This window comes from Ensifer adhaerens, from assembly GCF_013283195.1.
Classification (GTDB): Bacteria; Pseudomonadota; Alphaproteobacteria; order Rhizobiales; family Rhizobiaceae; genus Ensifer; species Ensifer adhaerens_G.
In genome coordinates this window covers 1,169,669-1,193,880 of sequence record NZ_JABEKT010000002.1, presented here as the reverse complement: position 1 = coordinate 1,193,880, position 24,212 = coordinate 1,169,669, and the positions used below count along the sequence as shown (strand labels likewise).

Annotated in this window: 26 protein-coding genes; 7 read left to right on the top strand and 19 right to left on the bottom strand. The window is 61.6% G+C overall.

What is annotated here, in order from left to right; translation table 11 throughout:
* Positions 1-101: 101 nt before the first annotated feature.
* The 12 genes from LPJGGPFB_RS21855 to LPJGGPFB_RS21800 form a co-directional block, all read right to left on the bottom strand.
* Positions 102-1,079 (bottom strand): C4-dicarboxylate TRAP transporter substrate-binding protein, encoded by a 978-nt coding sequence (locus tag LPJGGPFB_RS21855; protein ID WP_173421996.1) that lies wholly within the window; start codon positions 1,077-1,079, stop codon positions 102-104.
* Between the two features lie 231 nt (positions 1,080-1,310).
* On the bottom strand, positions 1,311-2,588 hold the full coding sequence (locus tag LPJGGPFB_RS21850) for an L-fuconate dehydratase (RefSeq protein ID WP_173421995.1): 1,278 nt from the start codon (positions 2,586-2,588) through the stop codon (positions 1,311-1,313).
* 18 nt (positions 2,589-2,606) lie between these two features.
* Entirely contained in the window at positions 2,607-3,452 is an 846-nt protein-coding gene (locus LPJGGPFB_RS21845; protein WP_173421994.1) for a fumarylacetoacetate hydrolase family protein, read from the bottom strand.
* A gap of 25 nt (positions 3,453-3,477) precedes the next feature.
* Positions 3,478-4,212 (bottom strand): SDR family oxidoreductase, encoded by a 735-nt coding sequence (locus LPJGGPFB_RS21840; RefSeq protein WP_173421993.1) that lies wholly within the window; start codon positions 4,210-4,212, stop codon positions 3,478-3,480.
* A gap of 10 nt (positions 4,213-4,222) precedes the next feature.
* On the bottom strand, positions 4,223-4,669 hold the full coding sequence (locus LPJGGPFB_RS21835) for a MaoC/PaaZ C-terminal domain-containing protein (RefSeq protein ID WP_173421992.1): 447 nt from the start codon (positions 4,667-4,669) through the stop codon (positions 4,223-4,225).
* Between the two features lie 2 nt (positions 4,670-4,671).
* Positions 4,672-5,751 carry a Gfo/Idh/MocA family protein gene (locus LPJGGPFB_RS21830; RefSeq protein ID WP_173421991.1) on the bottom strand — a complete coding sequence of 360 codons (1,080 nt, stop codon included), beginning with the start codon at positions 5,749-5,751 and terminating at the stop codon, positions 4,672-4,674.
* On the bottom strand, positions 5,744-6,073 hold the full coding sequence (locus LPJGGPFB_RS21825; protein ID WP_173421990.1) for an L-rhamnose mutarotase: 330 nt from the start codon (positions 6,071-6,073) through the stop codon (positions 5,744-5,746). The genes LPJGGPFB_RS21830 and LPJGGPFB_RS21825 overlap by 8 nt, the downstream gene beginning before the upstream one ends.
* An 11-nt stretch (positions 6,074-6,084) precedes the next feature.
* Positions 6,085-7,197 carry a mandelate racemase/muconate lactonizing enzyme family protein gene (locus LPJGGPFB_RS21820; RefSeq protein WP_173421989.1) on the bottom strand — a complete coding sequence of 371 codons (1,113 nt, stop codon included), beginning with the start codon at positions 7,195-7,197 and terminating at the stop codon, positions 6,085-6,087.
* 1 nt (position 7,198) lies between these two features.
* Complete coding sequence (locus LPJGGPFB_RS21815) at positions 7,199-8,296, bottom strand: ABC transporter ATP-binding protein (protein ID WP_173421988.1); 1,098 nt, start codon at positions 8,294-8,296, stop codon at positions 7,199-7,201.
* Positions 8,297-8,300: 4 nt separating this feature from the next.
* Positions 8,301-9,167, bottom strand: a complete 867-nt coding sequence (locus LPJGGPFB_RS21810; RefSeq protein ID WP_025428739.1) for a carbohydrate ABC transporter permease — start codon at positions 9,165-9,167, stop codon at positions 8,301-8,303.
* Complete coding sequence (locus LPJGGPFB_RS21805) at positions 9,167-10,063, bottom strand: carbohydrate ABC transporter permease (protein ID WP_077504776.1); 897 nt, start codon at positions 10,061-10,063, stop codon at positions 9,167-9,169. Before LPJGGPFB_RS21805 ends, LPJGGPFB_RS21810 begins: the two co-directional genes overlap by 1 nt.
* 180 nt (positions 10,064-10,243) lie before the next feature.
* Positions 10,244-11,563 (bottom strand): ABC transporter substrate-binding protein, encoded by a 1,320-nt coding sequence (locus LPJGGPFB_RS21800; RefSeq protein ID WP_173421987.1) that lies wholly within the window; start codon positions 11,561-11,563, stop codon positions 10,244-10,246.
* A gap of 167 nt (positions 11,564-11,730) precedes the next feature.
* On the opposite strand from LPJGGPFB_RS21800, the gene LPJGGPFB_RS21795 reads away from it, so the two are divergent.
* Positions 11,731-12,519: an IclR family transcriptional regulator gene (locus LPJGGPFB_RS21795; RefSeq protein WP_077504778.1), complete on the top strand. Its 789-nt coding sequence runs from the start codon at positions 11,731-11,733 to the stop codon at positions 12,517-12,519.
* Positions 12,520-12,635: 116 nt separating this feature from the next.
* Positions 12,636-13,472, top strand: a complete 837-nt coding sequence (locus tag LPJGGPFB_RS21790; protein WP_173421986.1) for an amidohydrolase family protein — start codon at positions 12,636-12,638, stop codon at positions 13,470-13,472.
* Between the two features lie 209 nt (positions 13,473-13,681).
* On the opposite strand, the gene LPJGGPFB_RS21785 is transcribed toward LPJGGPFB_RS21790, so the two are convergent.
* The 5 genes from LPJGGPFB_RS21785 to LPJGGPFB_RS21765 form a co-directional block, all read right to left on the bottom strand.
* Entirely contained in the window at positions 13,682-14,818 is a 1,137-nt protein-coding gene (locus tag LPJGGPFB_RS21785) for an extracellular solute-binding protein (protein ID WP_173421985.1), read from the bottom strand.
* Complete coding sequence (locus tag LPJGGPFB_RS21780) at positions 14,815-15,975, bottom strand: CaiB/BaiF CoA transferase family protein (protein ID WP_173422275.1); 1,161 nt, start codon at positions 15,973-15,975, stop codon at positions 14,815-14,817. The genes LPJGGPFB_RS21785 and LPJGGPFB_RS21780 overlap by 4 nt, the downstream gene beginning before the upstream one ends.
* An 8-nt stretch (positions 15,976-15,983) precedes the next feature.
* On the bottom strand, positions 15,984-16,535 hold the full coding sequence (locus LPJGGPFB_RS21775) for a MaoC family dehydratase (RefSeq protein ID WP_173421984.1): 552 nt from the start codon (positions 16,533-16,535) through the stop codon (positions 15,984-15,986).
* Between the two features lie 275 nt (positions 16,536-16,810).
* Positions 16,811-17,359, bottom strand: a complete 549-nt coding sequence (locus tag LPJGGPFB_RS21770) for an MgtC/SapB family protein (RefSeq protein WP_173421983.1) — start codon at positions 17,357-17,359, stop codon at positions 16,811-16,813.
* Between the two features lie 117 nt (positions 17,360-17,476).
* Positions 17,477-17,878, bottom strand: a complete 402-nt coding sequence (locus LPJGGPFB_RS21765; protein WP_234903002.1) for a pseudoazurin — start codon at positions 17,876-17,878, stop codon at positions 17,477-17,479.
* 197 nt (positions 17,879-18,075) lie between these two features.
* Here LPJGGPFB_RS21765 and LPJGGPFB_RS21760 point away from each other — a divergent pair, with 197 nt between their 5' ends.
* The 5 genes from LPJGGPFB_RS21760 to LPJGGPFB_RS21740 all read left to right on the top strand — a co-directional run bounded on the left by LPJGGPFB_RS21760 (position 18,076) and on the right by LPJGGPFB_RS21740 (position 21,547).
* A complete protein-coding gene (locus LPJGGPFB_RS21760) occupies positions 18,076-18,732 on the top strand; it encodes a MarR family winged helix-turn-helix transcriptional regulator (protein WP_173421981.1) in 657 nt (218 codons plus the stop codon).
* Between the two features lie 238 nt (positions 18,733-18,970).
* Entirely contained in the window at positions 18,971-19,519 is a 549-nt protein-coding gene (locus LPJGGPFB_RS21755; RefSeq protein ID WP_173421980.1) for a carboxymuconolactone decarboxylase family protein, read from the top strand.
* Between the two features lie 51 nt (positions 19,520-19,570).
* The gene (locus LPJGGPFB_RS21750) at positions 19,571-20,140 is read left to right on the top strand and encodes a redoxin domain-containing protein (RefSeq protein WP_173421979.1); all 570 of its coding nucleotides are present in this window, start codon (positions 19,571-19,573) and stop codon (positions 20,138-20,140) included.
* Complete coding sequence (locus LPJGGPFB_RS21745; protein ID WP_210264535.1) at positions 20,137-20,847, top strand: glutamine amidotransferase; 711 nt, start codon at positions 20,137-20,139, stop codon at positions 20,845-20,847. The genes LPJGGPFB_RS21750 and LPJGGPFB_RS21745 overlap by 4 nt, the downstream gene beginning before the upstream one ends.
* A complete protein-coding gene (locus tag LPJGGPFB_RS21740; RefSeq protein ID WP_173421978.1) occupies positions 20,837-21,547 on the top strand; it encodes an MOSC domain-containing protein in 711 nt (236 codons plus the stop codon). The genes LPJGGPFB_RS21745 and LPJGGPFB_RS21740 overlap by 11 nt, the downstream gene beginning before the upstream one ends.
* A 46-nt stretch (positions 21,548-21,593) precedes the next feature.
* Here the strand turns inward: LPJGGPFB_RS21740 and LPJGGPFB_RS21735 are convergent, their stop codons facing one another.
* Both LPJGGPFB_RS21735 and ssuD read right to left on the bottom strand, forming a co-directional pair.
* Complete coding sequence (locus LPJGGPFB_RS21735; RefSeq protein ID WP_345791056.1) at positions 21,594-23,027, bottom strand: FAD/NAD(P)-binding protein; 1,434 nt, start codon at positions 23,025-23,027, stop codon at positions 21,594-21,596.
* On the bottom strand, positions 23,024-24,193 hold the full coding sequence (gene ssuD / locus LPJGGPFB_RS21730; protein ID WP_173421977.1) for an FMNH2-dependent alkanesulfonate monooxygenase: 1,170 nt from the start codon (positions 24,191-24,193) through the stop codon (positions 23,024-23,026). The genes LPJGGPFB_RS21735 and ssuD overlap by 4 nt, the downstream gene beginning before the upstream one ends.
* Positions 24,194-24,212 lie beyond the last annotated feature (19 nt).

Below are 24,212 nucleotides of genomic sequence, written 5' to 3'. Positions count from 1 at the left end.
GCTGGTGGTGCCGGTCTCACATGGTCTGTGAGATTAACTGCCGATGAAGTATCGGCGTTCGCGTCGACGCCAGACTGGCAGCAGAGGGCGAGTTGCCCGCCTTACTCGACCATCGCCTTCTGGACGCGATCGTAGATCCCCGGCGTGATGTTCGGGACCTTGTCATAGGCCACACGCGATGCCTCGACGAAGGCAGGCACATCGACGTCGGTGACGATCTCGACGCCGGAATCGGCCAACTGCTTGGCATAGGCATCATCAGTTTCGAGGGTCATCGCCGTCAATTCTTTGGCGATCGTCTGACCTTCTTCAAGCAGGATCTTCTGTAGATCTTCCGGCAGGCTGTTGAAGAACTGGCTGGATGCGACCCAGGCGGTGAACATGATCTGGTGCCCGGTCTTCGACACCACCTTGCGGGTCTCGTTCAGCTTCGCGCCGGCAATCGAGCCGAATGGGCCTTCGGCGGCATCGACCACGCCGGTCTGCAGCGCATTGTAGACGTCGCCCCAGGGCAATTCCGTCGGGCGCGCGCCGTAACTGCCGAACGTCGCCATCATGATCGGGGACGACGGGACGCGGATGGTCACGCCGGCCAGATCGGCCGGATTGCGGACGGGCTTGTTGGAGATGATGTGGCGATAGCCGAAGAGGCCGTTCGGCATGATGATCTTGATGCCCTGCGCCTCGAGCTTGCCGGACAACTCCTTGTAGAGATCCGAGGCAAACAGCCGGTCTGTGGCCTCGAGGCTCGGATAGACGTAGGGGCCAGCGAGGATCGACATATCGGGCACGAACTGGCCGAGCTGGCCATAGTCGGTGGCACTGAGCAGGCTGGCGCCGCTCATCACCATCTCGTTGACCTTCTTCTGCGCGCCGAGCTGGTCGCCGGTCATCACGGTGATGGCAATGCGCCCCTCGGAGCGCTTCTCGACCCGCTCGGAGAACGTCTTCATCGCCTTGACGATCGGCTCGTTGGGATTCACCTGCGAGGTCGAAAACCGCAGGCTGTATTCCTGCGCATTGGCGCTACCGCAATAGGACAGAGCGGCCATGGCAGCCGCGAGCACGAACTTTTTCATTGGATCCTCCTCATCCGGACTCCCCTCCGGAATTCATTCATAAGCGAATGAATAAGTTATTTACGAATGAGTCGCGAGCGTCAAGCGGAATGTCTCGATGTCGTCACCTCCTCGGCCCGGCATGGCGCAAGGCAGGTGCCCAAATGAAGAAAGCCGCCGCGGAAATCCGCGACGGCTTCAAACATCAGTCTGAATTTTCAACTTATATATGAATACCGCTTTTGCGGGAGGCTAGCCCTGGAAGGTGTAATCCTCGATGGATTGCGGTTTCATCTCGATGGAAAAACCGGGGCGTAAAGGCGGCATGTAGGCAGCATTGCGAATGTCGCAGGGATCGAGGAAGTGTTCGTGCAGGTGGTCGACATACTCGATCACCCGCCCCTCCTTCGTGCCCGACACGGCGATGTAGTCGATCATCGACAGGTGCTGGACATATTCGCAAAGCCCGACACCGCCGGCGTGCGGCCACACCGGAAGCTCGTACTTTGCCGCCACCAGCAGCACGGCGAGTACCTCGTTGAGGCCACCCATGCGGCAGGAATCGATCTGCACGACGTCGATCGCGCCCTCGGCAATGAACTGTTTGAACATGATGCGGTTCTGACACATTTCGCCGGTCGCGACCTTCACGGGCCCGATGGCCTCGCGGATCTTGCGATGGCCGGCGACGTCGTCGGGGCTCGTCGGCTCCTCAATGAAGAACGGCTTGGCAAAGGCGAGTTGATTGACCCAGTCGATCGCCTCGCCGACCTCCCACACCTGATTGGCATCGATCATCAAATAGCGGTCTGGGCCGATCACTTCCCGCGCGATGGTCAGGCGCCGGATATCGTCGGCAAGATCGCGGCCGACCTTCATCTTGACGTGGTTGAAGCCTTGATCGATCGCCTCCTGCGCCAGCCGGCGCAGCTTGTCGTCGTCATAGCCGAGCCAACCGGCCGATGTCGTATAGCAGGCGTAACCTTCGCTCTTCAGCGTCGCGATCCGCTCCGCCTTGCCGGCCTCGGCACGCTTGAGGATAGCGACTGCTTCGTCGCGGGTCAGCACATCCGTCATGTAGCGGTAGTCGACGATGTCGGCGATCTCTTCCGGAGACATGTCGGCAACCAGTTGCCAGACCGGCTTTCCGGCTTCCTTCGCAAGCAGATCCCAGATCGCGTTGACGATGGCGCCGGTCGCGAGATGGATGGCGCCCTTCTCCGGGCCGATCCAGCGCAGTTGGCTGTCGCTGGTCAGGTGTCGCCAGAACCGGCCGGGATTGGCGAGTATCTCCGAGGTGTCCTTGCCGACGACGAGATGCTGCATGGCCTTGATCGCCATGCAGCAGATGTCGTTGCCCCGCCCGATCGTGAACGTCAGGCCATGGCCCGCCAATCCGGGCTGATCGGTGTCGAGGATGACATAGGCCGCGGAATAATCGGGATCCGGGTTCATGGCATCGGAACCGTCAAGGCTCTGCGATGTGGGAAAACGCAGATCGAAGACGCGCAGATCGGTAATGCGGGTCATGTTTGCTCCAATATGTAATCAGTCGTCCGCGCGCACGGACTGCTTCTGGGTGCCGAGGCCTTCGATGCCGAGTTCCACGACGTCGCCGGCCTTGAGGTAGCGCGGCGGCTTCATGCCCATGCCGACGCCGGGCGGCGTGCCGGTGGAAATGATGTCGCCCGGCTGCAGCGACATGAACTGCGACAGGTAGGACACGAGATAGGCAACGCCATAGACCATGGTCTTGGACGAGCCGTTCTGCATCGTCTCGCCGTTGACCTTCAGCCACATCGGCAAGTTCTGCGGATCCGGAATTTCGTCCTTCGTCACCAGCCACGGGCCGGTCGGACCAAACGTGTCGCAGGACTTGCCCTTGGTCCATTGTCCCTGGCGCTCGATCTGGAACGCACGCTCGGACACATCATGGATCGTGCAATAGCCGGCAACATAATCAAGCGCTTCGGCTTCGCTGACATATTTCGCCTTGCGGCCGATAACGATGCCGAGCTCGACTTCCCAGTCGGTCTTCTCCGAGCCGCGCGGAATGACCAGATCGTCATTCGGGCCGACGATGGCCGACGTCGCCTTCATGAAGATGATCGGCTCGGACGGAACGGTCGCGCCGGTTTCGGCGGCATGGTCGGAATAGTTGAGGCCGATGCAGATGAACTTGCCGGTGCCGCTGACGCAGGGGCCAAGGCGCGGACTGCCGACGACGGCCGGGAGGCTGGCAAGGTCGAGCTTGGCAAGTTCCGCCAGCTTGGCGGGGTCCAGAGCTGCGCCCGAGAAATCGGCAACATGACCCGAGAGATCGCGCAGCGTGCCGCCGGCGTCGAGGATGCCAGGCTTTTCCTGTCCCGGTGCGCCATAACGAAGAAGTTTCATGATGTTCTATCCCTGATATGAGTGCTCAGATGGTCCAGCCGCCATCGATGGCATAGGCCTGCCCGGAGGTATAGGTGGCGCCCGCAAGGTAGAGCGCGAGATCGGCGATCTCTTCCGGCGTGCCGATCCGGCCCATCGGCTGACGGGCGATGAAGGCAGCCCTTGCCGTGTCGTAATCGCCCTGCGCCCGCATGCGATCCTGCAGCGACGGGCTTTCGACCGTACCGGGGCAAATCGCGTTGCAGCGGATGCCGTCAGCGACATAGTCGGCGGCGACGGATTTCGTGAGCCCGATGACGGCCGCCTTGGTCACGCCATAGGCAAAGCGGTTCGGCACGCCCTTGATGCTCGAGGCGACGGAAGCCATGTTGATGATCGAGCCGTCCTTGCGCGAAAGCATGCCCGGCAGCACGGCGCGAATGGTGCGGATCATCGCCTTGACGTTGAGGTCGAAGGCGAATTCGAGATCGCTATCCTTCATGTCGAGGATAGAGCCGGCATGCACGAAACCGGCGCAATTGAACAGCACGTCGACCTGGCCGATCTTGGCAACCAGCGCCTCGACGGCGCCGGCATCGAGCACGTCGAGCCGATGGGTCTCGACAGCGGCTTCTGCGGCCAGTGCCGCGAGTGCTTCGACGTTGATATCGGTGGCATGCACCTTCGCACCCGCCTTGGCAAAGGCAAGCGCGGTGGCGCGGCCGATGCCCTGGGCAGCGGCAGTGATAAGGACGACCTTACCGGAAAGACCCGTTGTCATTGTTGACCCCTCATGCTTTGCGTTCGACGACCAGGATATGGTCGGCAGCAAGAACGACCTCGCCACGCTGGTTGATAACTTCGCACCGTTCGACCACACGCCCCGCCTTCGGCCGCTTGGGATCGTCCTCCTTGGCGGAGATCGTCACGCGGGTGCGGATGGTGTCGCCGATATGAACCGGACGCACGAACCGTAACCGATCGTAGCCATAAGAAAAGGCGACCGGATTGATCAGCGACGCGGTCAAGCCGACGCCGATCGAAAAGATCATGGTGCCATGGGCGATCCGCTGCCCGCCGGGCAGGGTCTTTGCGAACTCCGCATCCATGTGGTGCGGGAAGAAATCGCCGGTGTGTCCGGCATGCACGACAATGTCGGTCTCGGTGATCGTCCGTCCCGTGGTCAGCCTGACATGGCCGAGTTCATAGTCTTCGAAATGGATCGTCTGTTCTGACATCGTCACCGTCCGGGAAGTGGCGCGATTGGCGTTGCGGGCCGCGCGCTCGATTGGTAGGCCGCCTCGACCAGCGCCATCGTCTGCCAGGCGTCGTCGACAGAGCCGATCAACTCAGCATCCTCGCCGCTGACGAAGCGCTGCAGGTTGGCCATGCGATTGCCGAAAGCGTCCGGGAACCAGGCGCCCTGAAGCGGCACTTCCACCCATTCGCTGCCACCGGCCGGGCGGATCCAGAGTTCGTCGGGCTCGCCGCGCGGATAATCGAGATTGACGCCGAGCTTCACATAGGCTGCTCCCTCGGTGCCTGAAATGCGGAACTCGCAGGCCTGGAACTTGCGCCCGAAATCATGATCATGATTGACCGAAATCACGCAGCGCACGCTGTCGCCGTAGTCGAGAATGGCGGCCGTTCGGGTCTGCGCCACATCGTGATTGGGGTGACCGATCGTCTTGGCATGCACGCCCAGGGGATTGCCGAGCAGCCCGCGGATCAGGTCGAGATAATGGATCGAGTGCATCGCGATCTCGATACGCGGCAGGCCTTTCAGGAACGGCCATAGACCCCACGGCGTAGCGAGCGCCAGCCATGCATCGAAATCGACGACCTTTCCGAGATACCCCTTCGCAATCGCATCGCGCAGCGCCAGCATCATCGGCGCGAAGCGCAACTGGAAATTGACTGCCGCCTTCAACTGCCGGTCTCGGCAGATGTTGAGGATCTCCGTCGCGGCAGCGAGATCGCCGCCCATCGGTTTCTGGATCAAGGCGCCAGCGCCGATCGGCAGCTTCGACAGGATTGCCGCGTGCGCTGCAGGCGGGGTCGCCAGATCGAAGATTGCACCGGGGATCGCCAGCGCTTCGACCTCGGTCGCAAATGCCGGAATGCCCCAGGTGGTTGCCAGCTTTTCCGCCTTTTCGGCATCCGGATCGAAGATGCCGGCGACGGGAAAACCGGCCTTGCGATAGGCGGGGAGATGGGCGTCGCCGACGATGCTGCCGGCGCCGAAAATGACGATCGGACGCGGCTTTTCAGGCTTCGGCCAGGATTGTTGCAGTCTTTTCGGATCGAATTGCTCAGTCATGATGGAAAACTTCGTCCATCATCGCCCACCACTCACCGTCCTTGCGCGTCTCGAGCGGCTTCTGGCAGGGCATGCAGACCGACCACCACTCCTGGTTTTTCGGATGCGCGGCCATCTTCGCCATATCGGCTGCGAAATCCTCGCCGACATACTCCCAGTAGCCGAACAGCAGGTTTTCCGGCTCCTTGAGGAAGATCGAGTAATTCGTGACATTGCATTCGGAGATCAGCGCCAGGATCTCCGGCCAGACGGCGGCATGCAGTGCCTTGTACTCGGCGATCTTTTCAGGCTGAAGCCCGATCACCATTCCCATCCGTTCCATGGCGATCTCCCCTACTTCGCAAATTCCCGGGTGAACTCGTCGATCGAGCGCGCCTTCACCGCATCCCAATCCCAGGCGATGCCGATCCCGGCTTCCGACGGCGCGATGGCGCGGCCGTTGCGGATCTCCATACCCTTCTCGGTCAGTTCGTCGAGCTGCGGAATGTATTCGACGTACTTGCCGTTCGGCACGGCACAGACGAGGCTGACATGCAGTTCCATCAGGAAGTGCGGACAGACCGGAATGTCGAAAGATTCCGCCGCATGCGCGACTTTCAGCCAGGGCGTAATGCCGCCGATACGGGCAACGTCGACCTGAACGATCGAGCAGGCGCCCTTCTGCATGTATTCGCGGAAATGGCGGATCGAATACATGGATTCGCCGACAGCAATAGGCGTTGGGGTCGAGCGCGTCAGGCGGATATGGCCATCGAGATCATCGGCCGGCAGCGGCTCCTCGATCCAGGCGAGATCCAGTTCCTTCAGCCGTGCTGCCCGGCGGATCGCCTCGTCGACGGTAAAACCCTGGTTGCAGTCGGTCATGATCTCGAAGCCGTCGCCGAGCGCCTTGCGCATCGCCGACAGGCGATCATAGTCTTCAGATCCGTGTGGCTTGCCGATCTTGACCTTGGAGCCGGAAAAGCCCTTGGCCTTCGCCTGAAGCGCGTCTTCGACGAGCGCTTCCTTCTCGATATGCAGCCAGCCGCCCTCGGTGGTGTAGAGCGGGCAATTGTCCTTGGCGCCGCCAGCAAGCTTCCAGAGCGGCAGGTTCTGCTTTTTGGCACGCAGGTCCCAGAGCGCGACGTCGATAGCGGCAAGCGCCAGCGCCGTGATCGGGCCGATGGTGGTGGCGTGGGTGGCAAACTCCATCTTGTGCCAGATGGCCTCGATGCAATCTGCATCCTCGCCGATCAGGATCGGAACGAGGTGGTCGGAGAGCAAGCGCATGACGGAGGATCCGCCGGTGCCGATCGTGTAGCTGTAGCCGGTTCCCGTCGCACCATCGGAATCGGTGATCGTGACGATCGGCGTCTCCTGGCTGACAAAGCTCTGGATCGCGTCGGTCCGCTTCACCTTCGGCTGCAGATCGACCATGCGCAGTTCAATTTTCTCGATCCTTGCCATGTCAGCCTTCCAGAGCCTTTCCTGTGTCGATGTCGAAGAGATGGGCGCGGGAGAGATCGAAGCTCATGCGCACGCTTTCACCGGAACGTAAGGGACGCGGATTGAGCATGCGCGAAACCCAGTCGCGGCCATTGAACTGAATGAACACCAGCGTCTCGTTGCCGAGCGGCTCGGTGATGGTCACGGGCAGATCGACCTCGTGCACGGCCGAGGCATCGCCGGCGTGAAGACCGTGGCCAGTCGGGTAGATATCGTCAGGGCGCAGGCCGAACGTCACCTTCTGACCGGCACGAAGAGCACCGGCAAACCGTGGCGGCACTGGCAGCCGGACGCCGCTTGCAAACACCAGTTGGCCATTGTCGACGATGGCCTCGTCCATGTTCATCGGCGGCGAGCCGATGAAGCCGGCAACGAATTTCGTCGAAGGCTTCTGAAACACTTCTTCCGGCGTTCCGACCTGCTCGATATGGCCGTCGCGCATGATGACGATGCGGTCGGAGAGCGTCATCGCCTCAACCTGATCATGCGTCACATAGATCATCGTCGCCTGCATGCGGGCATGCAGTTTCTTGATTTCGGTGCGCACCTGGGTGCGCAGCTTGGCGTCGAGGTTCGACAGCGGCTCGTCGAACAGGAAGACGTCGGGCTGGCGCACGATCGCGCGGCCCATGGCCACGCGCTGGCGTTGGCCACCGGAGAGCTGCGACGGCCGGCGCTCCAGGAGATGGCCGAGATCGAGGATCGCAGCTGCCTCTTCGACGCGCGCCTTGATGTCCTCGGCCGAGCGGCCCGCTATCTTCAGCGAGAAGCCCATGTTCTCGGCAACCGTCATATGCGGATAGAGCGCATAGGACTGGAACACCATCGAGATGTTGCGGGCGCGCGGCGGCAGGTCGTTGACCGCGCGGCCGCCGATTTCGATCGCGCCGCCGCTGACGTCTTCGAGACCGGCGATCATGCGCAGCGTCGTCGACTTGCCGCAGCCGGACGGGCCGACAAGGGCGATGAACTCGCGGTCCTTCACCTCGAGATCGATGCCGTGAACGACTTCGAGCGCGCCATAGCGTTTGACAAGTTTCCTGAGGGTGACAGGAGCCATGAGTTTATCCTTTCACCGCGCCGAAGGTCAGGCCCGAAACGAGGTGCTTTTGAATGATGAAGGTGAGCGTGAGCGCCGGGACGATCATAACCACGGCGAGCGCGCACATGCCGCGCCAGTCGATCGTGAACTCGGCAGTGTAGTCGAGCAGGCCGACCGGCAGGGTTTTCGAGTTGACCGAGCGGGTGATCTGCGAGGCGAGAGCATATTCGTTCCAGGACGTCAGGAACGCGAAGATGCCGGCGGATGCGATGCCGGGGCCGGCCAGCGGAAATTCCACCTGCCAGAAGGCCTGCCAGGGCGTGCAGCCGTCGATCTGGGCGGCTTCAGCCAGATCCTTCGGCACTTGACGGAAGAAGCCGTCGATCAGCCAGATGGTGAAAGGCACGTTCAGCGCAACGTAAGTCAGAATCAGCGAGAAATGCGTGTCGATGATGCCGGTGCGGGCATAGATCATGAACAGCGGCAGCGAGAGCGCGATGCCCGGAACGGCGCGCGTCAGCATGAAGCCGAGGAAGATCGCCGACTTCGCCTTGAAGCGATATCGGGCAAAGGCATAGCCGCCGGCCATGCCGATCGCGAGCGCAATCACCGTCGAGGTGACGGAGATGATCAGTGAGTTGCGGAAATAATCCCAGACGGGAACCCCGCCCTGCCCCGCGCCGGCGAACATGGCGCGATAGGCGTCGAGCGAGATGCTTTCCGGAATCCAGACCGGCGGCTTCGCCATGATCTCGACGGTCGGGCGCAGCGACGACAGCACGATCCAGAGGCCTGGCAGGCAGATCACCGCCATCGCCAGAAACAACCCGATCAGATGCGCCGTCTTCAGGAGACGCCGGCGCAGACGATGTGAAGAATTGATATCCATTACCACTCGGCTCCGATCTGCTGGCGCGCGGCGGCGAGCTTGCGGAAGAAATAGACGGTGAAGACAATCGACAGCAGGATGGCGACATAGGCCATGGCGTTCGCCATGCCCATGCGGGCATCGGCATAGGCCGTACGGCCAATCAGGGTCCACAGGAGTTCGGTACGCTTGGCCGGACCACCATCGGTCATGATCTTGACGATGTCATAGGCGCGCGCGACATCGAGCGAGCGGATCGTCATGGCGATGAAGGCAAACGGCATGAGATAGGGCCAGGTGACGTAGCGGAAGGTCTGCCACGGCGTGCAGCCATCCACATGCGCCGCCTCGACCGGATCCTTCGGCATGGCGAGAAGACCGGCGAGAATGAGGATCGCAAAGACCGCCGTCGACGACCAGACCTCGGCAATGATGATCGAGATCATCGCCAGATTGCCGTCGATCAGCCAGGGGATGGCGCGGTCCGTCAGGCCGAGCGACTGCAGCGCATTGTTCACGAAACCGATATTGTCGTTGAACATGAACTTGAACTGGAAGCCGACGAGAACAGGGGAGAACATCATCGGGAACATCATGATCGTGCGCAGCAACCGCTGGCCGTGCGTTGCCTTGTTGACGAGCAGCGCGAGGCCAAGGCCCAGCAGCATCTCCGTGTTGAGGGCGACGGTGAGAAGAAGGACGGTGCGGCCGAAGGCGACCCAGAAATCCCAGTTGCTCAACACGGTGATGTAGTTGCGCAGACCGACGAAGATCCAGAGCGTTTCGGGCTTGGTCAGCCGGAACGGCGTGAAGCTCGAATAGAACGAAAAGAGCAACGGCACCACGATGACCGCGGCCAGCACGACAAAGGCCGGCAGCAGCAGTAGAACCGGCGCGGACAGTTTCTTGAGCTTCATCAGGCATTCCTGAGGGTGACATCGCAGCGCCACGCGTCAGACATGACACGAAAGAAGCGCTACAAGGCATTAGATTTCCGACATAATTTTTCCTCGGTCGAATTCGACCTGGTGATTATGCCGTAAACGGCGAAGGCGGCGCCGACACCTTGGTATCGGCGCCGCCTTCCTTATGTCAGATCAGAGCTTGCCGGCGTCTTCCAGGATGCCGGTCGCCTTTTCGGCAGCGCTATCAAGCGCTTCCTTGGACGTCTTGTCGCCGAGGATGGCGGCCTGGAGTTCCGGGTAGACGGCGTTGGAGATTTCGATCCACTCGGCAGTCTGCGGAACCGGGAAGGCGTGCTTTGCCGCTTCCTGGAAAGCCTGCAGGACCTCGGTCTTGTAGGCGTCGCCTTCGGCAGCTTTGATGTTGTATTCCCAGACGGCGGTGCGTGTCGGCAGCGGGCCCGGTGCCGATTCCAGCTTCTGGCTGTCCTCGTTGGTCAGCCACCAGACGAGCGAGGCAGCTGCTTCCTTGTTGGCGCAATCCTCGGTGACCGAGAAGCCGTGGTGACCGGACCAGCCGGTGCGCTTGCCAGAGGAACCGGCAGGCTGAACCTTGACGCCGACATTGCCGGCGACCTTCGACGACTTCGGATCGTTGAAGAAACTTGCCCAGCCAGGCCAGTCGAGATTGACGGCGATCGAGCCGGAGGCGAAGCCCTGGCCGAGATCGTCCCAGAGATAGTTGGTCGTGCCCGGAGGAACGGCCTTGTCCTTGTAGAGCTTGACGAACCAGTCGAGGGCCTTGATGCCGGCCTCGGAGTTGAAGGCCGGACGGCCGTCCTTGTCGAGGTACTCGCCACCCTCCGCCACCAGCATTTCATAGAAGCGGCCGTTGATCGCCTCTTCCTTGCCAGCAAACTGCGTGCCGTAGAAATTCGGCGGTGCCGCGAAGAATTCGGCCTGGTCGCTGACCTGGGCCCAGGTATCCGGCGGGGTCAGCTCGTAGCCGTATTTTTCCTTGAACGCCGCCTTCTTGGCCTCGTCCTGATAAAGGCTCTTCTGATAGTAGAGTGCCGAGACGTCGAACTGTGCGCGCGGAAGCATGACAAGCTTGCCGCCGAGTGTCGAGGCGTCGATGACGGCAGGCACGAACTTCGCGACCTCTTCCGGCGGCAGAAGCGCCAACAGATCGGTGTAGATATCGGGGTACTGCGGGGCGAACGACGAGTGGTTCGAACCGACGCACCAGCTGATGCCGCCCGTGGCGATATCCGACTTGATCTCCTTGTCGAGCTCGAAGTGATTCTTCTTCGACAGGATGTTGACCTTGGCGCCGGTCGCCTTTTCCCATTCCGCGATCCGCTCATAGAGCTTTTCGTATTGCTGTCCGCCGATCAGCTTGGCGTCGATGGTGACGCCCTCGAACTTGCCCGGCAGTTCCGCGGCATTGGCCGCTCCCACTGCGCAGGCAAGCATGATGACTCCGGCCGATACGCCGGAAAGCAGCCTGTTCATGACCTCTCCTCCACTGAAGCGCGCCCTCATCCCGGCACGCATTTCTCATTTGTGAGAAACTAATTCATATACAAACAACAATTTTATCACCCGTCAAGGGTCAACTTTCTTTTGTCGGCGGCTTTCTCTGCGTATATGGATATTCATATTCACTAAGGAGGACGCTCATGGACACCGAAGAGTCCGATCGCTATCGCGCCCCCGCGCTCGACAAGGGACTTGATATTCTCGAACTGCTGGCAAGTGTCGATGGCGGTTTGACGCAGGCAGAAATCTCGAAGCGGCTCAATCGCAGCCCGAACGAGTTCTACCGGATGCTCGACCGGCTCGTGCGTCGCGGTTATGTCACGCGCATCGATGGCGACCGCTACTCGCTGACGCTGAAACTGTTCGGCCTCGCCCAGCTCCATGCGCCGGTCCGGCGCCTTGCCTCCTATGCGACGCCATTGATGCGCGACCTCGCGCAGCGGTCGAAGCAGGCGAACCAGCTAGCCGTATTCGATCGCGGCTCGGCTGTGGTCATCGCCCAGCAGGAAGCGCCAGATTACTGGGGGATCTCGATCCGGGTCGGCTCCCATATCAGCCTGTTCGACACCGGCTCGGGCCACATCCTGCTCGCCTTCCGCACACCGGAGGAGCGCGAAATGATGATCGCCGAGCACGCGCGCAGCAAGGACGAGATCTCGCTCGGTCCGGAATTCTATGCGCGTCTCGACCAGATCCGCGAGCGTGGCTATGAAATGATGGCCAGCGCCCAGACGGCGGGCGTCTACAACCTCTCGGCCCCCATCCTTGGGCCTGACGGTCGTGGCATCGCTGCATTGACCATTCCCTATATCGCCCTGGTCAATGCACCGTCGGCGCCTGACATCACCGAAACGATTTCGCTCCTGCGTAGCGCGGCGACCCAGCTTTCGGTGCTTGCAGGCTCGGATGTGGCGCAATCGACGGAATGAAAGGTTGCCGGCCAAATGCTGGCAACCTGCATTCGGGATCGTGATTCGAGGTCAATTTCTTATTTGAATGATCTCTTCTCATGTGAGAGTGTGAGACATACGGAGGAGGCCGCATCGTGATCGTCGATACCCATCTGCATCTCATCAACAAATCCGCCCTGACCTACCCTTGGCTGGGAGGCGTGCCGGCACTGGATCGGGATTTCCTCTATTCGACCTACGAGGCGGAAGCTCGTCGTGTCGGCATCGAGGCCGCGCTGCACATGGAAGTCGATGTCGATCCCGGCGAGATGGAGCTGGAGACGTCGGAAATCCGGCAGCTTGCGCAAAGACCGGGCAGCCTGCTCCAGGGTGCAATTGCCGCATGCCGCCCGGAGGAGGAAGGCTTTGCCGCCTATCTGGAGCGACAGCAGGCCGACCCGCTGGTCAAGGGTTTTCGCCGCGTACTGCATGTCATGCCGGACGAACTGTCGGAAGCCGCACTCTTTCGCGAGAACATCAGGCGGCTTGGCGGCAGCCGTTTCACATTCGACCTCTGCGTCCTGCCTCACCAGATTCCGAAAGCGATCGCGCTTGCCGATCTCGTGCCGGACCTGCAGTTCGTGCTCGACCATTGCGGCGTTCCCGAAATCCGCAGCGGCGCCGAACATCCGTGGCGTGACCACATGAGCGAGGTCGCCAAACGGCCGAACGTTGTCGCCAAGATATCCGGCGTCATTGCCTATGCCGATGAAAACTGGACTGCACAAACGCTGAGGCCCTATGTCGAGCATACGATCGCTGCCTTCGGTTGGGATCGCGTGGTCTGGGGTAGCGATTGGCCTGTGTGCACGCTCGGGGGAAACCTGTCGACCTGGGTTGCGGCCACCCACGCCCTGATCCAGGGCTGCAGCGCGGAGGAGCGGACAAAGCTGCTTTCGGCAAACGCACGCCGGATCTGGAATCTCGGATAGGCAGAGAGCGCGCCCGGCACCTATCTGCGCTCTCTATACGCCGTCGCGCGTTCCGGCAGCCCCGCACAGATCGCGGCATTCCTTTGAGTAGGCACGTGTTCGTCGGCAAATCGATTGTGACCGCCGACAACTCGGCGCATTGAAACAACAGGGGCGGATTTTCCGACGACACCGGGGATGAGCCGAACGCTCATCTCCGGTGTTTCGCTTTACGCCGAGGCGAAGCTTGCGGCGAAGAGCCGGTTGAGGTCGTCGACGACCTCCCTCGCCTTCTCCTTGCGCAACAGACCGTCGTTGATGCGGTCGGAGGCTGCCTGCTGGAACGGCATATAGCCATCGTGCCGGGGCCGCACCCACGCAGTCTCCAGCGTTGCACGGGTGGCGCGGTAAAAGTCTGCCGTCGCCGCGTTGACGGCGGCGTCGTCCCAGGCGTCGCCATGTCCTGGCTGACCGCCGCCAAAGGCATAGGCCTGGCGCTGGACTTCGCCGCTTGCCACCCAATAGGCAAAGTCGGTCGCAGCCGCGATATTCGAGGAGAAGGCGGAGACGGCGATGCCTGTACCCCCGAGCGCGGAACCGTTCGGACCGCTCTCGCCCGCAACCGGAATATCGCCGAACCGGACGAGCGATGGGCGGAAGCCGGCGACCGAGTAGCTGACATAGCCATAGATCAGCGGCGCGCAGGCGGCCGTTGTCTCCGGTAGCGCCATGGCTTCAAGGACCGCAATGGGGTCCATCTCGAAGCAAGCCGGATCTATAAGCGCGGCAAGCTCGGAAAGCATTTCGAAGGCGACCACACCCCCATCGACATCGACAAGCTCCGCTCGACCGTCCACCCTGCAGGCGTGGCCGAGATTGCCGCAGAGCGTATAGAAACTCATCAGCGAATGCGGCGGCCGCATCGGCAGCAGGACTTTTCCCTTCCGGGCGAGATCCAGCATATCAGACCAGGTCGATACCCGTTCACAGAGATCCGGCCGCCAGGCCTGGACTTGTGTCGCCGCATCGATCGGGAAGGCCCATTGCCGCCCCTTCCAGGCATAGCTCGGATAGGATTGCCCGACGGAGCCGGCTGCAAGTGCTGAACGTTCCGCCTCCCGGCCGACCACATCGAGCGGAGCCAGGCACGCTTCATTGGTGATCTGCCCGATATGCGGGTGATCGATGACGATCAGGTCATATGCCCTGGCGAGTTCCTCGACCGGAAACGTCTCGAAATCCTGCAGCGAGCGCTTCTCCCAGTGGATCGCGACGCCGGTCTTTTCCAGCCAGAGTTTCGAGCACTTCACCATCGGATCGTAGCCGCGCGGGTGGCTCCAGGTCATGCCCTTGAGAGTGACACTCATAGGCCGAACTCTTCGCGGATTGATGCGCTGTGTTCGCCGATCCGCGGGGCGGCGCGATCGACCTGGGCACGCCTTCCGTTGACCCTGAGGGGCGAACGCGTCGTCAGGATCGACACGTCGTCTTCGCGGTTGACAGTCTGCAGCATGTCGAGCGTGCGGAAGCCGTCGCTCTCCAGCAACTCGTTCCAGTTGAGCACGCGCGCACACCAGATGTCGGCCGGCTCGAGCACAGCCAGCCAATGATCCACGGTGTTTTCACTGACGCGCTCCGCAATCAGCGCCTTGATTGCGTCGCGGGCCGAAAACCAGGACGACGGATCGTCGCAATAAGGAGCGAGCTGCGGCATCTCCAACAGTTGCGCGAGTTTGGAGATCGGCGTCATGGCGATGGCGAGATAACCGTCCTTGGCCGGATAGACGCCATAAGGCGCCGAGAGATAGGCATGGGCGCTGCGGAAATCGGAGCGCTTGGGCAACCGCCTGCCGTCGTTGAGATGGGTGGTCAGCACCTCGAACTGGAAGTCGACCAGGGCTTCGAGCAGGCTGGTTTCGATCAGGCTGCCCTTGCCGGAGATGCCGCGGCGCACGAGGCCGGCAAGAATCCCCTGGGCGGCGGCAGCGCCGGCCAGCATATCGCCGATGGCAAGCCCGAAAGGCACCGGCCCTTGCGCCTCGTCGCCGTTCAGCCACATGACGCCGGAGCGCGCCTGCGCCAGCAGATCTTGGCCGGGACGCTTGACCCAGGGGCCCTCCTCGCCGTAGCCGCTGATCGAGGCGTAGACGATGCGCGGGTTGATCGCCCGCACCGCTTCGTAATCGAGCCCGAGCCGCTGGATGACGCCGGGGCGAAAATTCTGGATCAGGACGTCGGCCTTGGCGAGCAGCGCCTTCAGCGCCGCCACGTCGGCTTGGTTCTTGAGATCGATCGCCAGGCTCTCCTTGGCGCGATTGATCGCGTGGAAAATGGTGGAGTCGCCACCGATCTCGGTGTCACTCAAATAGAGACGTCGCGACAGGTCGCCTCCATCTGGGCGTTCGATCTTGATGACGCGGGCGCCGAGATCCATCAGTCGCAGGGAGCAATAGGGGCCGGAGAGAAACTGGCTCATGTCGACGACGACAAGACCGGCAAGTGGCAGTTCGTTTTCCTCGTGCATCGTCATTCTTATTTCTCTGTCTTGCCGACGAAGTCGGCCGGATTGTTGTATTTCACCGTCTGCAGATGCTCGCAGTAGAGCACCAGCTCGCCCTCGTTCTTGAACACCTGATAACTGGCCCGGATCAGGCCCAGCTCCTTGTAGCGCGGCGTTTTGTCCATGTTGGTGCGGATGGTGTAGATCGTATCGCCGAGAAACACCGGCTTGATGAAGCGCAGCTTGTCGTAGCCGTAGGAGAAGGCGTTGACACAATTGGTGGCAACAAGACCGAGACCGGCCGAAAAGACGAAAGCACCGGCCACCAGGCGGCGGCCGAAAATGCCTTCTCGTTCGGCAAACATCTGATCCTGCACATACGGGTGAATATCGACGACCAGCGTGTTGAACAGGTGGCTGTCGCTCTCCGAAATCGTCCGGCGCAGCGAGCGGATACGCTGGCCGACCGGCCAATCCTCGTAGAACCAGTTTTCAGCGTTCCACACCGGCAGGGCGGCGTGATCCTCCGGCATGTCGGCCGGGTAGGTCGTGGAGACACCAACGGTTGGCGAGAATTCACTCATGGGAAGACCCTGCACCGATTCGCGTCAGTGCGGGTGGCCCGCTATCGCTGCTGGCGCCTGGGACGCGTATTTCTCGACTGTCGTCGGGCATAGTTTCCTCCATAAGTGTTCTTATCTGAAGATAATGTTCACATATGCAGGCGATTTGCAAGGCGCAATAGGTGACCGCGATCGCAAGATGGCGGTCGACACCATGCGCCACCGAAGAGGCATGAGCGGATCCAGCCACCCACAGCCGAAGCGGACATCCCGCGCGGATCGAAAAGGAAGGGCGTCTAGCGAACGCGGTTGTGAGCGGCGGAGGCGTCGCCGGACAGTTTGGCGGACTTGGGCCCGTCGTTCGTCTTTGCCTCGTCCTTGGACGTCGCTGCGAACCAGCCGACGACGGTAAGGACGAAGAAGGCAGACCCCGCGGCAAAGATGGCGATAATCCAATGGCCGAAGCCGAGTGAAAGGCCGATAGCGCCAGCCAGCCAGAGGCTGCTGCCGGTGGTCAGGCCCTGCACGCGCCCGCGCGACAGGACGATGGTGCCCGCCGCAAGAAAGGCAACGCCCGCGGTCACCGCTTCAACGACGCGCAGCGGGTCGATCTGAACCCTCTGGTCGAAGAAGCCCTTCATGTAGACGCTTTCAAGGGAAATGATCGAGAAGGTACATGCGGCAAGGGATACTAGCATGTGCGTCTTCAGCCCGGCCGGGCGCGATTTCGCCTCACGCTCGAAACCGATAAGCGCACCCATCATCAGGGATGCGAGCATGCGCGCGAAGATGACCTGATAAGGGATGTGGGACGGGGGAAACATGTCTGCAACGATCTGATCCATGCGGAACCAACGCGAACGTGTCGCATTGGTTCCACCGGATGGCACCGCCTTCCGCCCAGTTAAGCGGCGCCTTCGAGCGGCCTGTCCCTGCCCGCTCGTTTTTGGCAAGCCTCAGCCTTAGTTGCCGAGCGCGGCGAGGGCGGCATCCAGCCGCTCCTGCGCCTTCTTCGGGTTCTTGGCGCCCTTGGCCGCATCGAGATTGGCGGGGCTGTCGCCCACCTGGACGACACCGACCATGCCCATGCCGTAGTGCGGCGTGCATTTCACGCCATAGACACCGGGTGCAGTGAAGGTGACCTTGTAGTTTTCGTTGATCTTGCTCTTGAAGGCTTCCGCACCTTCCGGGATCATGCCCTTGATGGTTTCGACGTTATGCCCCTTGTCGGTCGGAATGAAAGTCACCGTATCGCCGGCAGCAACCTTCAGCGACGCAGGCTCAAAAACCATCGCGCCTTCCTTGCCCTTGTTGAGCATGTGCACTTCGAAATCCGCGGCGGTTGCGGGCGCTGCGATCAGCATGACCGCTACTGCGAGGCCCAATCCGCTCTTGATTGCTTTCAACATCGTCTTCTCCGTTTGACCGAGCAGCCCGTGCTTGGGTTGTTCGACGCAGTGATAGGCCCAAGGCGGCACTTGCAATTTGATGCGCGTCAAATTGCGGACGGTTTCCCGTTGCGGCGAATTGACAATACTTAGGACTCCTATATATATAATGCATGACCACGAGCACCAAAACATCGCCTGGGATTATCGACCGCATCAGCGACGGGTTCTCCCGCGTCGCGACCGCCATGCGCACCGAAGCTTGGACGGCAGCTGATGTCATCGGACTGAACCCGACGCAGCTGCAGATCCTGATCTTTCTGGTCGGTCGCGGCAAGACGGGCATGCGGGTCAAGCAGATCGCCGCCTATCTCGGCGTCAGCCAGCCGACCGCAACCGACTCGATCAACTCCCTGACGCGCAAAGGCTTTGTCGAAAAGCTTGCAGATCCTTCTGACGCGCGCGCCGTGGCGGTGGCCGCGACGGCCGAAGGTGAGGCTGCGGTGCGCAGCGCCGGCATGATTGCCTCGTCAACAGACGATGCCTTCGCCGCGCTGTCGACGCTCGAGCAGCAAGATTTGCTCCTGCATCTCGTCAAGATCATCCGCTCGTTGCAAGTGTCCGGCGCCATCCCGGAACAGCGCATGTGCGTAAACTGTCGATACTTTCAGCCGAACGTCTATCCGAATTCGAAAGAGCCCCACCATTGCGCCTTCGTCAACGCACCGTTCGGCCAGGCCGATTTGCGGATCGATTGCGGCGAATACGAAACAGCAGATCCGTCAGCGCAGGCATCTGCCTGGACAATCTTCAACCGCGGCGCGGCCTGAAGCCGAGACCAGATGCAATGAATGACATTCGTCGCTCATCCTCTGTTTTGACCAATGCATCCGGCGCTGCCACGCCCACGTCTGCAGAGGTCACCAGGACAAGCCTCTTCACCGTCGGGACCGAAAGAACTCACCGTATTCAAGCGTACTTTCAGCCTCGATGATGTCGGCGCCGGTCCGTCGACTGCCATCGGCGGACCGGCATTTTCTCCCTCCACGCGAATAGAAAGAGAAAACCATGAGTAGAATTAATCTAGTTGACCCCAAGTCGGCAACCGGCACCAGCGCCGAACTGTTGGGCAACATCCACGCGGCCTTCGGCGCGACGCCGAACATGTTCAAGGCAGTCGCCAACTCCCCGGCGGCCCTTGCCAGCATGTGGGGTTCGTTCGGCGCACTCGGCAATGGCCGGCTCGGCGCCAAGCTCGGCGAGCAGATCGCCGTTGCCGTCGCCGACCGCAATGATTGCCACTATTGCCTTGCCGCCCATACCGCACTCGGTCGCAAGGCCGGGGCCACCGCGCAGGAAATGGCCGACGCCCAGCGCGGCCACTCCAGCGACCCGAAGACGGCGGCGGTGCTCTCGTTCGCCCGGAGCCTGGTCGACAGGCGCGGCCAGGTGTCGGATGCCGACATCAAGACAGTGCGCGATAGCGGCTTCGACGATCAGGATATCGTCGAGATCATCGCACATGTCGCGCTCAATCTTTTCACCAACTACATCAACGTAGCGCTCGCCGTGCCGGTCGATTTCCCCGGCGTCAAGCTGGTGCGCGAAGCTGCCTGAGAACCCGGCGGGCAGGTCTGCCTGCCCGCCCCCTCCCAAAGGAACGGCCCCATGATCGCTGACACCCCAAATCAGGCGCCAGAACTGGAAGTCACCAGCTGGTTCAACACCACCGCGCCGCTCAACCTCGATATGCTGCGCGGACGCGTCGTCTTCATTCATGCCTTTCAGATGCTTTGCCCGGCTTGCGTCTCGCACGGGCTGCCGCAAACCCAGCGCGTGCAAAGCCTGTTTCGCGACACGGACCTTCAGGTGATCGGGCTGCACACAGTCTTTGAACATCATGCGGCGATGGGGCCGGAGGCTCTCAGGGCCTTCATCCACGAATACCGGCTGACCTTCCCGATCGGTGTCGACGCCGCAGCGGCCGATACACCGATACCGCGTACGATGCAGCGCTATGGCATGCGCGGCACGCCGACGACCATCATCATCGGCCGCGACGGTACCGTGCGCCACCATCGCTTCGGCATCGAGGACGATCTACTCGTCGGCGCATGGCTCGCAAACGCCCTCAACGAGCCACCGGCAACAACGCGTCAGGATCTCGCAGGTTGCAGCACGGACGGCTGCACTATCCCCGGGGGGAGCTTGCGTAGTTTGGAGACAGGGACACGATGACACTGAAATCGGCCGTGGTGATCAGGCACGTTCACTTCGAAGATCTCGGCACCTTTGCCGCTCCCCTTCGTCGTGCCGGCTACGACATAAAGTACCGCGATGTCGGAACAGAAGATTTTCTGAATTTCGTTCCGGACGCTCCCGACCTCCTGATTGCCCTCGGCGGGCCGATAGGTGCCTATGAGGATTTGACCTACCCGTTCCTGCAGCGGGAGGTCGAAGTCGTGCGGGCCCGCTTGAAGACAGCACGGCCGACCCTGGGCATCTGCCTTGGCGCGCAACTGATAGCCCGCGCAAGCGGCGCGAAGGTCTTTCCGACAGGCGCCAAGGAGATCGGTTTCGATCCGATCAGCCTCAACGAGGCTGGCCGTGCCTCTCCTCTTCGCCATCTGGAACGGGTGCCGATGCTGCATTGGCACGGCGATACCTACGACCTTCCCACCGGTGCAACCCTGCTGGCATCGACATCCAGGAACGTGCAACAGGCGTTCTCGATCGGCAGCAACATACTCGGGCTTCAGTTTCACCCTGAAGCGGATGCGGGAGCGGCGTTCGAACGGTGGCTTGTCGGCCACGCCTGCGAGCTGGCGGCAGCCAAGATCGATATAGGAAAACTCCGAAACGATGCGGCTGAGTTCGGAGCGACACTGGCAGTCGCCGCCGAAGCCATGATCACGGAATGGTTGGAGCAGGTGCATGCGGATTGATCGAGCAAAACCAATCCCCCTCGAGGCATTGCTCGTGGGCGACCTGACCGCGATCGACGAACGCGGAACGCAGAGCGGCATCGACAAGAGGCCGGTTACCGGACCGTTGAACCTGTCGGCTACCGGGCTCATTGGCGATCATCAGGGCGACCTCAAGCGACATGGCGGCGTCGAAAAGGCCGTGCATCATTATCCCGGTGATCATTACCGGCTCTGGCAGTCAGAGATCGGCCCGATCTCCGTTCTCGATCACCCGGGGGCGTTCGGCGAGAACCTGTCGACCTCAGGGTTGACCGAAGATGACGTTGCCGTTGGAGATCGCTTCCGTTTGGGGAGTGCCCTTCTCGAAGTCAGCCAGGGAAGGCAGCCATGCTGGAAACTGAACAAGCGCTTTGGGCTGAACGACATGGCCCGCCGCGTCCAGCAATCCGGCCGCACCGGATGGTACTATCGGGTGATCGAGGAAGGACGCGTTTGCCCTGACGATGCCCTCATCATGGTCGAGCGCCTATACCCTGCTTGGACCATCCGTCGGCTCTGGCATTATCTCTACGTCGACACGATGAACCGGGATGCACTCCGGGAAATCGCCAATCTCGCGATATTGCCGGCAAATTGGCGCGACTATGCCAGTAAACGCTTGGCAACCCGAACTGTCGAGGATTGGACACGGCGTCTTGAAGGCCAGCAGGAAGGCTAGATGCGGCTCGCGGCTTCCTTGCGCCAGGGCAGAAATCCACTGAGTGTCAGGCCGTCTTTGCCATGGGCCCGAACCGGAATTGACGTTCCAGCCGTTGCGCGACCCGGTCGGCAACGAAGATCGCATGCTCGTTGACCTGAGGCAGTCCCATCAGCTCGCCGAACGTGCCGCGGGCAAGCGGGCCGGCGATGAAAAGCGTGTCGTTGCCGTTTCCATCGCGGTCGGTTGCCCGGCTTTGGTCATCGCATGCAAGACCGAGGCCGACGGCATCCAGTTGGAAGTGCCCTCCTTCTGCCAACTCCGCCAGCCAGCGCTGGCTCTTCAGGATGCTCGTGTGTGCGGGGCCTGTGGTGACGACGCAAGTATCAAATTTCATCGTCTCAGCGTGGTTGGTATGGCGGTGGCGGATCTCGGCGATGATGGTCTCGCCCTGCTGGCTTATCTCCTTCACCAGTCCGCCAATGACCCTGATGTCACCATGTTCAAGCCCTTGGGTGATCACCGCGTCGATCTGCGGAGCGACACGGAATCGGTGCACGTCCCAATAGACGCGCAGGTGACGGACGAGCCGCCTCCGCTCCGCAACAGACAGCGCTTTCCAGATGTCGCCCCCCTGTGCGCGCAAAGCATCGAAGACGGCGTGCCAGCTTCGTCCTTCCGCCGGGACCTGCTGCAGCGCAAGGCGTACTCGGCGCAACAGTGTCCGCGCCGTTCGCGAAGGGTCGGCAACGAAATCCCCGAATGGTTCCTGCGCCGTCGTCGCGTGCCCCCTCGAGCGTAGCCCCCTGCGAGATACGGCAGTGATCGTCCCACGGTGCCCGCTGCGGCGCAGGGAAGCGATGACATCGGCCGCAGTCAGCCCGTTGCCGATAATCAGGACGCGATCATCCGCGCGGATCACCGACAGGGCGCCTGACGATGTCGAATCGGGAACGAAACGCGGATGGCCGGTAAGCGCGCTGGAAACATGCTGAGGCGGGCATGGCGCCGGATGGGTGGTGGCGATGATGGCGATGTCAGCCAGAACCTCGGTACCGCCGTCCGCCTTGATGTGCCACCGATCCCCCGCTCTGGACATCTGGATCACCCGTTCACGGCAGTGGTGGACCTGCCCGTTTGCAAGAAGCGGAGCGATAAAGTCGCCCACATAACGGCCGAAGACCGTACGCCTCGGGTAGAGGTTTCCGTCGGCTGCAAGAGCATCCTGGTCGTCGCGAGGTTCTCCCTTGGCCGCAAGCCATCGCAGGAAGTCATCCGGATCGTCCGTCAACAGGCTCATCCGCGCAGCCGGTACGTTGACGCGGTGGGCCGGGTCCGACGTGTCGTATGCGAGGCCGGCCCCAAGCCGCGACCTCGGTTCGAAGACGAAGACGTCGGCCGCGTGTTCGGGCATGCTCCTGGCGAGATTGGCTGCCAGCACCGCACCGGTGAACCCCCCGCCAATGATTGCGACAACCGGTCGGCGGGATAGGCGCGTCACGATTGAGAGACCTTGAGCTTCGGCCTGTGGTCGCCGGCGATGGTCTCACCGAACGGGCCGGTGTTGATAGACGTTTCTCGGGCAGGGACCGAATGGTTAAGCGGCAGGTTCGGCAGCACGAGTTCGCCGAAGCGATAGGCCTCCTCCAGATGCGGGTAGCCGGACATGATGAAAGTATCGATGCCAATCTCGCGGTATTCTTCCATCCGCGCCTTGACCTGATCCGGGTCACCGACGAGTGCGGTGCCAGCGCCGCCGCGCACGAGACCGACGCCGGCCCAAAGATTGGGCGCCACCTCAAGCTTGTCGCGCCGGCCGCCATGCAACCGGCTCATGCGGCTTTGACCTACCGAATCCATGCGCTCGAACACCTTTTGTGCCGCGGCGATCGTTTCGTCATCAACATATTGTATCAACTCATCAGCCGCCTGCCACGCTTCCTTTGCCGTCTCGCGGACGATCACATGCAACCGGATGCCGAATGTAACCTCTCTGCCTTCGGCATCGGCCAGCGCGCGCACCTCGGCGATCTTCTTGGCGACATCCTCCGGCGGCTCTCCCCATGTCAGGTATTTGTCGATCGTCCTGGCCGCCACCTCCTGGCCCTTGCCCGATGAACCGCCGAAATAGAGCGGCGGATGCGGTTGTTGCACCGACCGAAACAGCAGCTTGCCACCTTCGACGTCGAAATGCTTTCCCTTGAAAGTGACGTCTTCTCCACGAAGCACGGATTTGTAGACGTTCAGAAATTCCTCTGTGACCTCGTAGCGCTCGGCATGAGAGAGATGGATGCCGTCGCCCTTGTTTTCCGTCGGGTCGCCGCCGGTCACCACGTTGATAAGCAGCCGCCCCTCGGAAAGTCGGTCGAGTGTGGCTGTCATCCGGGCAGCCAGCGTCGGCGACAACAGGCCGGGTCGCACCGCGATCAAGAAGCGCAGCTTCTCGGTCAAGGGCGCGAGCGCCGACGCCACCACCCAGCTGTCCTCGCAACTGCGGCCAGTGGGTATCAATACGCCGTAATAGCCGAGTGAATCGGCGGCCTGGGCGACCTGCTTGAGGTAGTTCAGGTCGACATTGCGCCCTCCCCGCGTCGTGCCGAGATAGCGGCTGTCGCCGTGGGTGGGCAGGAACCAGAGAACGTTGATTTTGTCAGGCGTGTTGCCCATGCGAATTCTCCTCGGACGC